The sequence below is a fragment of the Microvirga massiliensis genome (genome assembly GCF_001006805.1).
Taxonomy (GTDB): domain Bacteria; phylum Pseudomonadota; class Alphaproteobacteria; order Rhizobiales; family Beijerinckiaceae; genus Microvirga; species Microvirga massiliensis.
On the sequence record NZ_LN811369.1, the window covers coordinates 98,331 to 113,888 of the forward strand.

At 56.2% G+C, this 15,558-nt stretch carries 10 protein-coding genes and 3 pseudogenes; 10 read left to right on the plus strand and 3 right to left on the minus strand.

Going from position 1 to position 15,558, the window contains the following annotated elements; all coding sequences use genetic code 11:
* Window positions 1-450 precede the first annotated feature (450 nt).
* The 3 genes and pseudogenes from BN1233_RS38530 to BN1233_RS48880 all read left to right on the plus strand — a co-directional run.
* Window positions 451-795, plus strand: a complete 345-nt coding sequence (locus BN1233_RS38530) for a hypothetical protein (protein WP_046868958.1) — start codon at window positions 451-453, stop codon at window positions 793-795.
* 719 nt (window positions 796-1,514) lie between these two features.
* On the plus strand, window positions 1,515-1,916 hold the full coding sequence (locus BN1233_RS38535) for a hypothetical protein (protein ID WP_147707782.1): 402 nt from the start codon (window positions 1,515-1,517) through the stop codon (window positions 1,914-1,916).
* Window positions 1,917-2,004: 88 nt separating this feature from the next.
* A pseudogene (locus BN1233_RS48880) lies at window positions 2,005-2,127 on the plus strand (IS6 family transposase); the annotation flags it as partial.
* Window positions 2,128-2,260: 133 nt separating this feature from the next.
* On the opposite strand, the gene BN1233_RS38540 reads toward BN1233_RS48880, so the two are convergent.
* Both BN1233_RS38540 and BN1233_RS43880 read right to left on the minus strand, forming a co-directional pair.
* Window positions 2,261-3,718, minus strand: a complete 1,458-nt coding sequence (locus BN1233_RS38540) for a hypothetical protein (protein WP_046868959.1) — start codon at window positions 3,716-3,718, stop codon at window positions 2,261-2,263.
* Between the two features lie 419 nt (window positions 3,719-4,137).
* The gene (locus tag BN1233_RS43880) at window positions 4,138-6,828 is read right to left on the minus strand and encodes an SGNH/GDSL hydrolase family protein (protein WP_048709847.1); all 2,691 of its coding nucleotides are present in this window, start codon (window positions 6,826-6,828) and stop codon (window positions 4,138-4,140) included.
* A 537-nt stretch (window positions 6,829-7,365) separates the two neighbouring features.
* Between BN1233_RS43880 and BN1233_RS38550 the strand changes: the two genes are divergently transcribed.
* The 4 genes from BN1233_RS38550 to BN1233_RS38570 all read left to right on the plus strand — a co-directional run bounded on the left by BN1233_RS38550 (window position 7,366) and on the right by BN1233_RS38570 (window position 11,879).
* Entirely contained in the window at window positions 7,366-7,620 is a 255-nt protein-coding gene (locus BN1233_RS38550; protein WP_048709844.1) for an acyl carrier protein, read from the plus strand.
* Between the two features lie 35 nt (window positions 7,621-7,655).
* On the plus strand, window positions 7,656-9,215 hold the full coding sequence (locus tag BN1233_RS38555) for an amino acid adenylation domain-containing protein (protein ID WP_046868960.1): 1,560 nt from the start codon (window positions 7,656-7,658) through the stop codon (window positions 9,213-9,215).
* A 9-nt stretch (window positions 9,216-9,224) separates the two neighbouring features.
* Complete coding sequence (locus BN1233_RS38560) at window positions 9,225-10,370, plus strand: acyl-CoA dehydrogenase family protein (RefSeq protein WP_046868961.1); 1,146 nt, start codon at window positions 9,225-9,227, stop codon at window positions 10,368-10,370.
* 642 nt (window positions 10,371-11,012) lie between these two features.
* Complete coding sequence (locus tag BN1233_RS38570) at window positions 11,013-11,879, plus strand: sulfotransferase family protein (RefSeq protein ID WP_046868963.1); 867 nt, start codon at window positions 11,013-11,015, stop codon at window positions 11,877-11,879.
* A gap of 173 nt (window positions 11,880-12,052) precedes the next feature.
* On the opposite strand, the pseudogene BN1233_RS38575 reads toward BN1233_RS38570, so the two are convergent.
* A pseudogene (locus BN1233_RS38575) lies at window positions 12,053-13,233 on the minus strand (IS3 family transposase).
* Window positions 13,234-13,293: 60 nt separating this feature from the next.
* On the opposite strand from BN1233_RS38575, the pseudogene BN1233_RS38585 reads away from it, so the two are divergent.
* The 3 genes and pseudogenes from BN1233_RS38585 to BN1233_RS51455 form a co-directional block, all read left to right on the plus strand.
* Window positions 13,294-13,485, plus strand: a pseudogene (locus tag BN1233_RS38585) (transposase); the annotation flags it as partial.
* A 425-nt stretch (window positions 13,486-13,910) separates the two neighbouring features.
* Window positions 13,911-14,615: a sulfotransferase family 2 domain-containing protein gene (locus BN1233_RS38590; RefSeq protein ID WP_046868966.1), complete on the plus strand. Its 705-nt coding sequence runs from the start codon at window positions 13,911-13,913 to the stop codon at window positions 14,613-14,615.
* A 128-nt stretch (window positions 14,616-14,743) separates the two neighbouring features.
* A complete protein-coding gene (locus BN1233_RS51455; RefSeq protein WP_074078467.1) occupies window positions 14,744-14,989 on the plus strand; it encodes a DDE-type integrase/transposase/recombinase in 246 nt (81 codons plus the stop codon).
* Window positions 14,990-15,558: the final 569 nt, after the last annotated feature.

Sequence of the window (15,558 nt, forward strand, 5' to 3'; positions counted from 1 at the left end):
CATTGACCCCAGACCACCTCATGGGGGCCGGCCAATCTTTTGCGCAGATCCACGCTGGGCTTGCGCCCCCGCGGGGCGGACTTGGGCAGCAGTGTCTGGATCCGCTCCCATTCGGCATCGGTCAGATCGGTCGGGTAGCGCCGCCGTTCAAACGCTCTTTGGCGCTCACGTTGTTCCTGGGTCCACGGCGTTTCCCAGCCTGCAGGCGAATATCCACCGATTTTCCCCTGGCGAAGATTATTTACCTGGTCCGGGAACCCTTCTCGCGCTTCAAGTCGGTATGGGCCCAGGCACTGAGCACCGGTCAATGGGCGGAAAAAAGTACTACCCGATGAAAATGCCTCGCGTCTATCGCGAGGCAGTGTTTACTATCCCACGTTTCTCGATGCCTGTCGCTACTGGACCAATCTCAGCAATTACCGCGCCTATTTCAGCGATGATAATATCAAGGTGATCCTGTTCGAGCAGTTTGTGGCGCATATTCAGGGAACCATGCGGGATGTGTTTGCGTTCCTCGGCGTCGCCCCCGAAATCAGTATCAACCCTGACCCAACCAAGCAGAATAGCCGGGCCGGAAGAACCATCTATCATCCCTGGAGCAAGCGTTTTGGACGTCTTGTGCCCGATCCAGTCAAGAACGTGCTGCCCAGCCGCCTGCGACTCAGGCTGCGGGCGACGGTCAACAAGCTGCCTACGCCGGAGTTCGATCACACCGATCTTTCGGCCGAGCAGGTCAGCCAAATCTACCAGCAGCTGCCCCCCGAGATCAGGGCGCTCTATGGTTACTGGGTATAGAGGATGACCCCTGGCATTTTTTTGGCCCGGCCGACGGCGCTAAAGTCCCCGCCCCGGGGGAATAGTCTGCCCCAATCACCAGCGCACATAGGACGTCCCTGATCTCAGCTTCTACAAAGGGCTTTAACTCCGGCCCGCGAAATCGATTGTGCAATTGCAGAGAAATCGGACGATGAGTCTGGAGGCTACCGGACGCGTCTCGCTCATTCCGGCTCTTCAACACAACGCTCCCTGAGGAATTCACGAACATGGCTGTCGGGAGAAAATCTATCTTGAGCCGCATCGTACCAGGCTTGCGCTGGCGCTTGAATCGACGTGTACGGCCCTACATAGCCTTGGTGAGGTCGTCCGTCTTATGGCGTCTTCGGCACCGCAGAAAACGACACCGCTTGCCAGGTGAACTAATTGTTTCTTTAACATCTTATGAGCCTAGATTCCGCACCCTGGCTGCGACCCTGCACTGCCTTCTTTCGCAGACCATAGCGGCAGATCGAACAATTCTCTGGATCTCGTATAAGGATGAAGCCCTACTTCCACCTGACGTTCAGCGGCTTCGCAAACATCAGTTGGAGGTGCGAACAACCGAGGACATCGGCCCCTATACAAAGATAATTCCAGTAATCAGGACCTTTCCGAATGCGTTCATCGTCACTGCCGATGACGACGTCTATTACGAGCCCTTATGGCTGGAGAAGCTTGTTCAAAACTGGGATGGGCGAATGAACCAAATCGTATGTCATCGAGCACACAAGATTTCATTCGACAAGCAGGGCTGTCTGCGGCCATACGCGCAGTGGCTGTATGAAACCAGAGAGCCTGAAGAGTCTATTGCGATATTTCCGACCGGGGTCGGGGGCGTTCTCTACCCACCCGGATCACTCTCCACCGAAGTCCTCGATGAGATTTCCTTTCGGGAGCTTTGTCCCAAAGCTGATGACATATGGCTCTACTGGATGGGAAGACGAGCCGGAAGCAGTTTCAAAAAGATTGGCGGCCATCAGGTCCTAGTGCACTGGCCTGGCTCTCAGATGGTGGGGCTTCATCGTCAGAACCTGGGTCTTGGATTTAACGACCAGCAAATCCGGAACCTCGCCGCAAGGTTTGGTTATCCGGAATTCTAGAGCTGTTTCCGCTGTCGCGAAATCAGCTCTCTCCTTTGGTTTTCTTGCATTTTCTGCGGTGAACCGGATCCGCTTCAACGGAAAATGCACCAGCCACTCCGCGGTCTACAACACGTTCAATCTCCGGCGCCACCTCGTCTCCCGTCGCACGCTGCGCGTTTTCCGGAGCGAAGCGGCGGACCAATGGCAGCGCGCGACCGTCGCTGTGTGAGCGGAATATCATCTCTGCTACATCGCGACTTCACTTAAGTTCTCGTGACAACGCTGTCCATCTCGCCGCCGCCTTCCTGGCTTTGAAATGAATATCCACAGGACTAAGGTCAAATTGCAGGAAGTTGCAAACGCTAATACTTTCGTAACTTACTCATCAGATTGGTAGATCGGTCCAGCGACCTCAAGACTGGGACTCTGCGTCGGATCCGGCGGTAAGCTCCAAGTACGAGGTCCTCCAGACTGCGGGGAGTGGCTCTTGGGTTAATCGGTATGTTTCTAATTTCCGGGCATCTGCGATTTGTGAATTCGTGGAACAGCGAGGCTTTGATCCGATCCTTAAGAGGGGCTGCTAGCAGCAAGCTCAAGGCACGTCGCGAATTGAAGATGATGTTTGTATCAAATGCGAAATCGGAGCCTAGAAGAACCTGCGCGTGCCAGGTCGACATACGGTGCTCCCAATAAACGAGGTCCCATCCATCATAACCCAACAGCAAAGGATTGGCCGGATCGGAAACGTTATATCCAGCTAAATCGAGGAAGGCCTCCATTTCGTGCAACATGTATTGAACTGCCTCTTGGCGAAGGGGTTCACTCCGGCGGTGCTGGTGTGTGGCTATATCGATCCAATTTGAAGCGCTGAAGCGAGTCGGCATTACCGGATGCTTGCGCCAGAAAGCACGCCCGATTTCTGCGAGATTAGAACGCACATGAACATAGTTGTGACCTGAAAACGCCTTCACATAGATTGCGCTCGCTTCGTCAAAGTGCTTGTAGTCCGGCATCGCCTCAACGGCGGCATAGATAGATGGAGCTTCCTCACGGCCGACAACTGAAAGGCGGCGGTGCTCGAAGCCAAGAGATCGGCACAGCTCTCCTGCGACCTTTACGTCGACGGCATCGATCGCGTCGCGGTCGTAAGTGAATGGTACTGTGCTCGGGATGTGTCGAAATGCGGCTAGCGAGGTGCGACTGTCGATCCCGGCGGTCAGGGAGACTGCGGGCGTCCAGCGGGACGCGATGGCATCGGCCGTTCCAACGAGGACCCGCTCTAGCGGATCAATCAATTCTTCTACCGACCTCTCGACCCGCTCCTCCCGCGGCCAGAAGCGGGTGAGTCGTCCGCTGGATAGATCCAGGGCGAAGTTGGCGGGGAGAACGCGCACCCTTGGCACGGGCGAGGCGTTTCCCGGCAGACTATAACGATAGTGTCGGAACAGCTGCGTGCGCGGCTCGCGGTCTAATATCTCTCCTAGAATAGTCGAATGGGAGGCGATTATGGACAAGTCTTCTGCAAAGTAGGTCGACCGCGTTGCGCATGCATCGTTGAACACGGTCCACTTTCCGTGGGCGTAACAGATCGCGGTATAGCGTCCGACTAGGTGATCCGATGAGGTGAGCATCATTTCGATGCCGCCTTGCAGCGCGGTGTGCAGAAGCGTGCAAGCGATCTCTGATTCGGAGACGTGAGGCGTTTGCAGATCGATGCAATGCCCGATTAATACGAGGAAAGAAGCCTCGGCGGCAGCTATGTGACACCGGTAATCAGGCGAAATCTGGAGATGCCCCAAGGGGACTGATACATCATTCATGCTAGGTGCTTCGTAGCGCCTATCAGGTGAGAAAAAGAAGCTGTGAGGGAGAAAGTCGCTCCAGCGCCAGCGTATCTCGTCTTTAGGCACTCTCGATGTCGAAATTTCCCTCATGACTTCCCATGCCGGATGTGCTTAAGTTCAGTCGAATCTAGCTGGTGGCTCGGTCGAGCGAAAGCAGCTTAGCTGCTCTGGTGCATGCATCAGATCATCGGAGTAACTTCTGCTCAAAAACCTTACTGCCACAGGGCTGCAGGTGCCGAATTATTCGAAGGTGGAGTCGTAATTCCTCAGCTCCAGAGCGCATGTGAGCCGGCAGATACTCGGCTGATCGAATCATGCAAGTAATCGACACGGTGGAAACTCCCGAGTCGGCTTATGTCCTATCATTTACAGTATGATGACTTCTGCACACTTCCCTACTTTGCGCCTTGGTTGTCCTGAGGCGCCGATGCGGCTTCTGTGGGGACCAGTCCTTCCTCCAGAAGAAGGGTGTAGAGCCGATCGGCCAGCAGGCGGTGCCCTTCGGCATTGGTGTGGTCGTCCCAGGGAGCGACCCAGAGCGACTTGCGATCCCGGACATTCGCGAAAGATCCTTGCAGATCAAGAACCGGGAGCTTGGCTGATTGTCCCAAGCTCACCAGACGATCGAACACTTTGCTGCGCGACCGGCCGTCACTTGGAATTTCAAGGATGACCAGTGCCGGTTGAATACCGTGCGCCAAAGCCTGTTCGCGGAAACTCTCCAGGATCGCCCTGAGTACGTCCTCGGCGAACGGGGCAAGCCTGCTCTGCAGGACTTCCTCCTCCGGCAGGGCCTCAGCCTTGATGCCCGCTTGCCCCATGGCGCTCTTGATGGACGGAAACTGATCGAGGAGCTGGTTCTTCACCAGATGCCGAACCGACCTGAAGGTCCAGTCGAATTCCGACTTGGCGCGTGCAGCTGCGGCGACATACAGGATCAGATCGGGCCGAAGTGGGATCACCCGCTGCTCGATAGCTGCAAGCTTCTGTGTGGGATGATACCCATTGAGTGAAAAGTTCAGGATCTCGAACTTCCTCCCGGTCAGTGGACCCAGTTCACGGTTCAGACGGTCCTCTAGAACGTTCTCGTAGGCTTCATCGTCTTCTACCCCCCAGCCCATGTCATGCGAGGAGCCAACCAGACCAATGCGGAAGGTGGTCGGACCAGGCTTGAGCGGATACTCACGATCACGCAAGCCGAGGCTGTTGATTGTCCGCGTGGTTCCCGTAGCAATCGTTGCCGTTGACGGAACGAATTCTTTCTCGAGGGCGTCGTTGCGCAACCGGATCGGCACCGATCCCTTCCAGTCCGGTGGTGCATTGCCGAGCATCGTCCACAATTCGCCGTCGAAGCGTGCTGCATTGCCGAGATCTTCGTAATAGCCGCGAATGAGCTTCTTGGAATCGGCAGCATTGAGCTGCTCTCGGTCACGCAGATCTTTTACAAAGGTTGTCAGAGCCGGCGACAGCGGTCTCAGCAGCGTTGGCTGAAGGGCAACGGCGATAAGCAGGCTGGCAATCAGTGAGACAGCCGCTGCCTGGATCAGGAGGGGCATATCCGATTGCACGGTCCTGGTGCCGCTGCCAAAGACCTCGCGCCTTCGATATCGAAGAATGGCTCCGAGCACACCGATCCCGGCCGGAATGCCGAGGAGAACCGCTATGTCGAGCGGCCCCGAGTTGAGAAGAGCTCGTCCGACCTGAGCAAGCTCCGCGACATTTGGCGTGCTCCAGATCGTCCACAGGATGCAGATAGACACGAACGTGCCGGTAATCTTTAAGGCAAGCAGCGCGTCACCCCGGAAGGTTCGCGCCTGCCGCGTGAGCGATCTTTGCCGGCCCTTGCGGGATTCCAGAAGCACATTGAGTGACACCACGAGTCCGAGCCCGAGCCAGAACACCAGATCAGACCACACGACTGGGAACTCGCCTCGGATCCAGAACCATTGATAGGAGTGGAGAAGCCAAGTTGCGGCGAACGCGATCAGCGTCGCCAGCAAGATGGCAGGCGTCTCACCCCGCTTGCGCAGCGAGAAGTAAATCGGGTTGAAAATGAGCTTCTGGATGAAATCTTTCCAGTAGATGTTGATCCTTCGCCAGAAGTCGGTGAAGCTTGAAGAGAACAGATACAGGTGATGGGTCTCGGCGAGGCCGAAGCCGTACAGGTGGAGCAGCCCGACGATGAGATGAAAGATTCCAGATATCTTGAGATACAGCAGGAACGTCGCGATCATGTAGCGCGCCGCGTCCATTCCGGTCACGGCGCTCGCAGGCTCAGTGACCACCAGGAAATAGACGAACTTGTACAGGATCAGTTGAACAAGCCCCCGCAGCATCCATTTCACGCCGGTCTGATACAGGCGCAGCGGGTCGTCGTTGTAGATGCTGCGCTGGAGCGTCTTGTAGTCGACCACTGGAAAAAGCGGGAAGCAGACATTCGGCAGCAGAAAGAAATACGAGAACGCGCGGCCAACGCTGAAGGGGCCAGCTCCGTGCTTCAGATCGTAGAGGTAGATGACTAGCCGGAACATGAACATCGCGCCCAGGATCGGCCAGATGGTCATCGGGATCAGCGCGAGCTGCGGTACGACCTGCTTGCGTGCCAGCGCTAGCGCCAGTCCCACAGCCGCAATGAGCGCTACGCGTTTCCAGATTGCGATCGGCAGATGGCACAGCGCAATGAGCAACCCTCCCAGGGAGAGCAGCCACAACCCTGCCTGCCATCCGAACACGAGAGGCACGCTCACGACTGAGAGGGCAGCGAAGAAATTGATCCTCGAGGCAGCGGGAAGAAAGTGGTGGACGAGAAAGCCGCCGAAGGCGAGAAGCATGACTGACTCGAAGGCCGGGCTTTCGATGTTGAACAGCATGATCGCGGCGGCGACGAGCACGAGCTCTACGGCGATGACGGCGAAACCAATGAGCCGATCTGCCTTCAGATCTTGGCGAAGCTGTCCGCTATAGGTTTGGGTGTCGCTATCGGCGTCTGTGTATGGCGCGCCTTCAGCTGCAACCGACATGCCCGCAACCGCACGGACGAATTCCCAAACTCGCCCTAAGCGCACTGGGATCGTAGGAGCTTCCATCGGCATGGTCTCCTTGCTTCCGCAAGCCCGGCTTTCTAATGGTGCGCGGGGGAAAAATATACCGGGCATATGGCTGTCGATCCAGCGATGAACGTGCGCTAATATAGCGAGCGAAAACGAGAAGCTCTGACCATCAGGAGCTTAGGGATGCAAGCGAATAATCGCCGACGATTGTCTCGGTACCGTAGGACCAAGTCCTCGGATCGCGCACCGTTTCTTTTGACCGCCGCTGGACAGGATCAGCTGAAATCTAATTTAGATCGCACGAAGCCGCACTCGGAGATGGTCTGGCCGAAGGCTGTAAATACCAACGTGCAGTTGCCACCCGGACGACCATTGAACAACTCCTGCTGGGAAAGTGTTCAAACCTTGCCGCTCGCGGAATAAGCAGAGTTTGCTTGCAAATCGTCGTGCAGATTGGCTATAATATTAACAGCGATATGGGTAGCAGCAAGCATAGTGCTGCGCAATGGATCCGAATACCTACCAAAAAGATCAGTGTAGCACGATTGGTTGGCGGGAGCGGCAGGAGATTACATGGCGAACGAGAGCTCCGTAATGCACACCGTGAGAGATTTTATCCTTGAGGAATTCCTTCCTGGCGAGGAGCCCAGCAAGCTCACACCGACCACGCCGCTGGTGTCTACGGGCATTCTCGATTCCTTGGCAACCTTGAAGCTGATTTCTTTTCTAGAACAAAGGTTTGATGTCCAGATCAAGGCTCATGAAGCAGATGAGGAACACCTGAACACGTTGCAAAAGATCTGCGAACTGGTCGATTCGAAGCGCTAACCGTCCTCATAGCCTCACTGCGCTTGCGAGGTCCTATGAACGTGAGTCTCCATGGATATCTTGACGACGCTACAAGTCGGTGGCCCGACAAGATTGCCATTGAGGAGGCAGACGGCAGCTCTATCACCTATCGAGAGCTTAATCGTCTGTCCGATAGGATGCGTGACCGATTGATTAAGCTTGGAGTGCATTCCGGCGACCGCGTGGGATTTTGGATTCGCAAGTCGATCGATGTTGTTGCAGTGATATTCGGCGCGCTGAAGGCTGGCGCGGCTTACGTGCCGGTTGACCCCTCGGCACCGGCAGCGCGCAACAACTATATCCTCGCTGATTGTGCAATGACGGTGATCGTTGTCGAGAGGCAATTTGAGCCGCAATTGAGTGTAGTGCTCTCTTCGCAGGGTACTCGACCGGCAATTCTCGTGATTGAAGGGGCGGGCGGCGGTGCTTTCCTGCGTCATATGCTCGAAGAGGAAGATCGCCTCGCTGAAGCACTGCAGGTTTTCTCCGCGCGAGTTCAGCCGGACGACCTCGCATTCATTCTTTACACCTCTGGCTCTACGGGCAGGCCGAAGGGAGTCCAGCTAACGCATCTTAACGCCGTGAGCTTCGTTGAGTGGTGTGCCGAAGCCTTCGCGCTTCTACCGACAGATAGGTTTTCCTCTCACGCCCCATTCCATTTCGACTTGTCCGTCTTCGACATCTTCAGTGCTGTAAAGCATGGCGGCACTATGGTGGTAATCGGCGAGGAGACCGGAAAGAGGCCTTTCGAACTCGCTCAACTCATTGCCGACACGAACATTACGGTCTGGTACTCGGCGCCATCCATTCTGAGCCTTATGACGCAGTTTGGAGAACTCGATAGCCGTAACTACTCATCGCTGCGACTCGTCCTCTTTGCTGGAGAGGTTTTTCCCATCACTCATTTGAAGGCACTGGTTAAGTACTGGCCGCACCCGCGCTATTTCAATCTCTATGGGCCGACTGAAACGAACGTGTGCACCTTCTACGAGGTACCAACACCAATCTCCGAAAGCCGTACAGAGCCAATGCCGATTGGCCGGATCTGTTCCCACCTTGATGGCATCCTGATCGATCCTGATGGCAGAGTGGTAGAGAAGGGTACTGAGGGCGAGCTTTGTATCCGCGGTCCCGGAGTCACACGAGGCTACTGGAACTTGCCAGACCAGTCAAAGAAGGCCTTCATCGGCGTAACGGGCGCAACGTACTATCGAACCGGTGATATCGTGCGGGAACAGGGTGACGGCAACTTACAGTATTTGGGCCGCAAGGATAGAATGATCAAGAAGCGTGGATTCCGAGTTGAACTCGGCGAAATTGAAGCCTGCTTATACCGCCACCCCAGTGTTCAGGAGGCCGCTGTCGTAGCGCTGGCGGACGAAGCATTGGGGATGAAGGTACACGCGCATCTCGTTTGCAAGGACGGCAAGAGGTTGTCGCTGATCGAGATGAAGACCTTCTGCTCCGAACACATCCCTGTCTATATGATTCCGGATCTTTTCAGCTTTCATCCCTCTCTGCCCAAGACTTCTACTGACAAAGTCGACTATCAGACCCTGAAGGCACAGAGTTAGGGCTGTCATATGGACTTTGCTTGGTCTGAAGAGCAAGCTCAGTTACGTGAAGCGGTCAAGAGCTTTGCGCTCGAGGAGCTCAACGGCGGCTTGCGTGAGCGTGAAAAACATGGCGAGTTCAATCGCATCGGATGGAAGAAGTGTGCCGAGTTCGGAATTCACGGGCTGCCAGTTCCGACAGAATATGGTGGCATGGGGGCCGATCCATTGACGACGGTTGGCGTCCTTGAGAATCTCGGCTACGGCTGCAGAGACAACGGCTTGGTCTTTTCGATCAATGCTCACATGTGGACACTCGAAATGCCGTTGCTCGACTTCGGCAGCGAAGAGCAGAAGCGCAGATATCTGCCTCGCTTATGCGACGGTAGCCTTATCGGCGGGAATGCGATGACCGAGCCGGGGTCCGGTTCCGACGCTTATAGCCTCCGGACCACGGCGGAACGCCGCGGCAGCAGATATATTCTCGACGGCAGCAAGACCTTCGTCTCGAACGGCAGTGTGGGTGATCTGTTCATCGTCTACGCCACTCTCGATCGGTCAAAGGGACCGAACGGCATTTGCGGTTTTCTCGTCGAAAAGGGGTACCCTGGGTTCGAGATCGGCCGACCGCTCGAGAAGATGGGCCTGCGAACCTCGCCGATGGCTGAACTTTTCTTCGATAATTGCGAGGTTCCGGTTGAAAACCTTCTCGGTCGCGAGGGAAGCGGAATGAGCCTCTTTACGCACTCGATGAACTGGGAGCGGAGCTGCATTCTGGCTAGCGCTGTCGGAGCGATACAGCGACTGTTCGAAACCTCGGTCCGTTACGCAAGAGACCGGAAGCAATTCGGCCAATCCATCGGGAAATTTCAACTCGTCGCGACCAAGATTGTCGACATGAGGATGTGTCTGGACCAGGCGCGAGCGGCTCTCTATCAAACAGCCTGGCTGCATGGCAAAGGGAAGAGTATCTTTCTCGAGGCAGCCCTGGCGAAACTCACGATCAGCGAGAACTGGGTGAAGTGCGCAGAGGACGCGATCCAGATACACGGCGGCTACGGCTACATGGTCGAGACGGAGATTGAGCGTGAATTGCGCGACGCCTTGGGCAGCCGACTTTATTCAGGCACTTCCGAAGTGCAGAGGGTCATCGTAGCAACACTTCTAGGTCTTTAGGAGACCTAAATTAGAAGGATCATGTGGCTTCGCCGACGGATTCGTTCCAGCAGTTGACAACCTCGCTCGTGCTAGAGGGTGGCAGTCACAAGGGCCTGTTCGGTCTCACAGGCAACAACTGACAGGCTGCTGCGAGTGAAATGCTTGCCGGCCAAGTTGGAAGAGCGGCCATTGGCATAGAGCAAATCTAACCTAGTACCCGAAGTCACAGATCCGCGAAACGCGGTTTGAGGCGTTTTTGATGAACCTCGGACTTGGACCAGGCGAAGGGGTAGGCGGTTTCGTTGTAGTCGGCGACGAACGCATCAATGTGTCTCCGGAGTTCGGCAACGCCGGTGAAGCTGGCGCCGTGCAGCGCTTGGCCAGCGACGATCGAGAACCAACACTCGACCTGATTGAGCCAGGAGGCGCCGGTCGGCGTGCGTAGTGGCCGTCCAGAGGTCTGATTACAACCGATTCGAACGATTCAAGATGTCTTCGGACAGACACTTACTCTACCGTCGGCAAAAGCCAGGCCGTCAGCCTTCCGTGATATTGCTACTACAGCTTTCACCCGCGCATGCCGTTTCAATTGTTTCAGAAGCGTAGTTGCGGCTCCTTGTTCTACTTTCGCTCCGCCGCAAATTGTGCGATAGTTTAAGTATGCTTCCTAACCTCATCATCATAGGCGCGATGAAGTCTGCCACGAGTAGCCTTCATTATTACCTTAGGTTTCATCCAGATATATCGATGTCGCACCAGAAGGAGCTCAATTTCTTTGCAGAGGAGGATACTAGCTGTGTAAACTCGAAAAGCCAGAACAAAGGTCTGGAATGGTACAAGTCGAACTTCAATGAAATTTCATTTGTTCGCGGGGAATCCTCACCGAGCTATACCTTCTATCCGAGGCACATTGGTGTGCCTCGGCGGATGCACTCGGTGATACCGAACGCCAAACTCATCTATATCGTACGGGACCCGATTGAGCGGATGCTCTCCCACTACGTCCACAATGTTCACAGGGGCAGAGAGAGGAGGAGAGCAGAAGATGCATTGCTCGATCCCAATGAGATCTATCTCGCCGTCAGTTCCTATTACATGCAGATCGCTCAGTTCTTAAATTATTATCCGCGACAACAGATTTTGATTGTAAGCACCGAAGAGCTTTTCAGTAGACGGTTGGAGACTCTTAAAGTTATTTTTAATTACCTCGGGGTCCATTCCGATTTTCATACGGAAAAGTTTGCGGAGAGAAGGCATCTTTCCAGCTCAAAGAGAAGACGTACACTGGCGGCAGAATTCCTCTTCAAGGCGGGGGGAGTTGCAAAAAAGTACATCCCCATCTCAGAGGCCGTCAGGTCACGCGTAAAGAGTCTCATTGAGGCGCGGCTGACGAGCCCGATTGAAAGGCCGGAACTCACTGATGATCTCCGGCGAGAAATCGCGAGCGCCCTTTCGGAGGATGTTGCAAAATTCCGCCGCTTTGCGGGAAGAGAGTTTGGCGAGTGGAAATGGGCGAGCGAATATTGAGCTGCAGACCGCTGGAAGATCATGAACACTCCTGACAGCGCAGAAACAACTTGCACTGGATCGACTTCAAATCACATGGCGTTAACAAGGAATGGAATGGTCATTGGCGTGCTCTGACTGGCTGTGGCAAGCACTTCAGTGATCCGCCCCCATGGAGTGATCCGGTTGGAATGTTAGTGGAGTGACGGCCTTTCTGCCAGTACGGATGGTGCTGTTGGTTGGGGATGCGGAGCTGCCCGCGCAGACATGGCCGGGACGAAGACCTCTGGGGCCGGCGGCTTGTAACCGAGCGATCCATGAGGCCGCAAAGTATTGTAGTGCCGCCTCCAGCTTTCGATCACGACCTTCGCCTCCTTGAGCGAAGAGAAGATCTCACCATCGAGTAGCTCATCCCGGAGCCGGGCATTGAAGCTCTCGATGAAGCCGTTCTCCCACGGGTTGCCTGGGGCGATGTAAGCGGTCTTTGCTCCAACCGCCGTAATCCACTCCTGGACGGCTTTAGCAATGAACTCCGGGCCATGGTCTGAGCGAACATGCCCAGGCACGCCGCGCAGGATGAACAGGTCCGAAAGCACATCGATCACATCAGTGGCCTTGAGCTTGCGGCTGACCCGGATCGCCAGGCACTCATGCGTGAACTCGTCGATCACGTTCAACATCCGGTACTTTCTCCCATCATGGGTGCGATCCTCCACGAAGTCGTAGCTCCAGACGTGGTTGGGGCTCTCGGCCCGCAGCCGGATGCATGAACCGTCAGATGGCCACAGACGCCCTCGCTTGGGTTGTTTAGCGGGAACCTTCAGCCCCTCCCGTCGCCAGATCCGCTCGACCCGCTTGTCGTTCACGACCCATCCGGCTGTCGAGCGCAGGAGTTCTGCGATCTTGCGGGAGCCCTAGCGGCCGTACTGGCGGGCGAGTGCGATGATGTCGGCCGTGAGCCGTTCCTCATCGTCTCGCCCGCGCGGAATACGCCGTTGTGTCGAACGATGCTGGCCGAGCGCGCGGCAGACCCGCCGTTCAGACAGCTTCAGCTTGGATCGGACGTGATCGATGCAGGCACGGCGACGGGCGGGGCTCAGAAGTTTCCCGAGGCAGCCTCTTTCAGGATCAGCTTGTCCAGCGTCAGATCGGCCACGGCGCGCCGCAGCCGGGCATTCTCCGCCTCCAGATCTTTCAGGCGCTTGACCTGATCGGATTTGAGTCCGCCGTACTCCGACCGCCAGCGATAATAGGTCACCTCGGTCACGCCGATGGCGCGCACCGCATCGGCAACGGATTGGCCTTGCGAGACCATCACATCGACCTGGCGTAACTTGGCGACAATCTCTTCCGGCTTGTGACGCTTCTTGGGCATTTCGGTCCTCCTGTGGGCCTCAAGACATACTTCAGGATGGACCAGTTCAATGGGGGTGGACCAGTAATCCCGACAACCGCTCAGCAGCGCCGCCGCCCCGGCTTCGACCGTGAGGCCTATCGGGCGCGCAATCGCGTCGAGCGTCTGGTCAATCGCCCCAAACAGTTCCGCCGCATCGCCACGCGATACGAAAAGCGCGCCGCCAACTACCTCGCCATGCTGTACATTGCGGCCATCACACTCTGGCTATAGCTCGTTGCAGACACGCCCTAGTGCTAGCCTGCACTATGCATAGGTCGCTCGGCCGTGCCTGGAAGCTGTGTTTGGTCTCAGCCCAGTGGACGGGCGTGCGCAGCTCACGGCGCGTCTTTGAGCATCACTCACTCCGGCCAGTGCTGGCGAAAAGCGGAGACGAGATAGACGGGCGCATGACCGGCGGTGTGGTTGTGGCTGCACCGCGAGGTCTTGTCATCCAGGTGGACCTTCTCCCCTACAAAGGCAACAGCAAGGCTCTGCGCGATGGCTCTAACTCACTCCATCCCACAGAATTATGCCAAATACGAGCTGTAGACCGCCACCAGCTTGAATTCAGAACCTTAGGACCGACATAACAGATCATTGACAAGATCAATAACATGAGCGTTAGATCGCTCAGATGGTCTCTCGGGAAAATTCACATGATCGACCGGGACCGAAAATTCATCTTCGTTCATATCCCTAAGACGGGCGGAACCAGCTTGGTTACCGCCCTCTACGCGACGAAGCAGAAGCGGACGCATACGCCATTCCGAATTTATGAGCGCGGCATGATCTCCTATCTGGCACAACGTAACATTGCGGTGATTGCCGAATCGGAAATACGTGCCTTGTTCAAGGAGAAGGTGAAGGAATTGCTGCGCAGCAGACATTTCGCGTCGGACCTCAGTGGATACCGGTCCTTCTCGATCGTGCGGAATCCCTGGGACCGCACAGTCTCGTGGTACAAGAACGTGACAAGAGACGAATATCACTGGCGGCCGCTCCGTGTTGATCCATCAATCGACTTTGCCAGTTTCGTGCGACAGTATCTTCATGTGCACTGGGCACTACGGCCGCAGACATATTGGTTGTCTTCGTGGTCCGGAGAGGTCGGGGTTGAGCGAGTGTTCCGGTTGGAAGACGCGCCGCAGGTCTGGACGCAGATCTCGGACTATATCGGCGTGCCTATACCTTTGGTCCATGAAAATGCAGCACCCGACCAGCGTCCCTATCAAGAGTTTTATGATTCAGAGACGCGGAATCTGATCGCTACAACCTACGCCGACGAGATTGAGCGTTTCGGCTATAAATTCTCCGATCCAATTCGAGAGACACGCCCCTTCACACCGACGCAATTCACGTAAGTGTCGCACTTCGTGAAGCGGCAAAAGGGGGACCGACGAGTACATCGAATGAGGCCATTGATCTCTCCTGAGTCTCTGGGCAAGTTTGCCTGAGACTCTCTATCGCCGCCGACCGCTGCTCGCGCCCCGTGCATCTGGCCGCCAAGGACGACGAGACCATGAAAGCCACGAGCGCCTCTGTGAGGAAGGCGCTCGTGGCTTTCCCCTTTACGGTCACGCACGTACTCACCGACCGTGGCTCATGCTTCACGGCTGATGGCTTTGAACGCACTTGTCGCAAGCTGAAGGTGCAGCACCGGATGGCAAAACCCACACGCCCCAGACCAATAGCCCTGTCGAGCGCTTCGACGGACGCTGGCCGCGCAAGGTGCTAAGCATTACCATCGCGACCTGGGGCCCCTCCTCAAAGGCTTCAACCAGGCCTGCAACAGGCGCCGACAGCGCGTGCTCAAGGGTGCCTCTCCCGAGCTGGTCGTGCGACGTCGCCTCGCGGTTGCGCCGGACCGAGCCAATATGCGCTATAAACTGCCCAATCCGGGCGCCTTGCCTCAGGCCCTGAAGGTCGTCGCAGCCGCCAAGGACGTCTCGCATCCAGTCACTCCCCGCAGTCTGGAGGACCTCATACTTGGAACTTACCGCCAGATTCGGCGAAGAGTCCAAGTTTTGACATCGCTGGACTGATCTACCAATCTGATCGCTACGCTGCGGTAACCTCTTGAGCCTACCCGATCCGCAACGCCCGTGGAACAGTTACACAGAGGGATGCGCGGAGAGTAGTTCGATCAGGGCTGTACTAGGCCTTAAGCAAAGTTGGAGGCCGAGGATTATGCTGCGGATGGCCGGCCCCCATGAGGTGGTCCGGAGTCAATGTTAGTGGATGATTGGCCATGGCGCCACGGCCGGGGTGGCCGGCGGAGCTGGTTGGGGTTGCGCAGCCGGCCAT

Coding starts and splice junctions, on each gene's coding strand:
- BN1233_RS38535 (WP_147707782.1), top strand. CDS start 1,515: ATGAACCAAATCGTATGTCATCGAGCACACAAGATTTCATTCGACAAG.
- BN1233_RS38540 (WP_046868959.1), bottom strand. CDS start 3,718: ATGAATGATGTATCAGTCCCCTTGGGGCATCTCCAGATTTCGCCTGAT.
- BN1233_RS43880 (WP_048709847.1), bottom strand. CDS start 6,828: ATGGAAGCTCCTACGATCCCAGTGCGCTTAGGGCGAGTTTGGGAATTC.
- BN1233_RS38550 (WP_048709844.1), top strand. CDS start 7,366: ATGGCGAACGAGAGCTCCGTAATGCACACCGTGAGAGATTTTATCCTT.
- BN1233_RS38555 (WP_046868960.1), top strand. CDS start 7,656: ATGAACGTGAGTCTCCATGGATATCTTGACGACGCTACAAGTCGGTGG.
- BN1233_RS38560 (WP_046868961.1), top strand. CDS start 9,225: ATGGACTTTGCTTGGTCTGAAGAGCAAGCTCAGTTACGTGAAGCGGTC.
- BN1233_RS38570 (WP_046868963.1), top strand. CDS start 11,013: ATGCTTCCTAACCTCATCATCATAGGCGCGATGAAGTCTGCCACGAGT.
- BN1233_RS38590 (WP_046868966.1), top strand. CDS start 13,911: ATGATCGACCGGGACCGAAAATTCATCTTCGTTCATATCCCTAAGACG.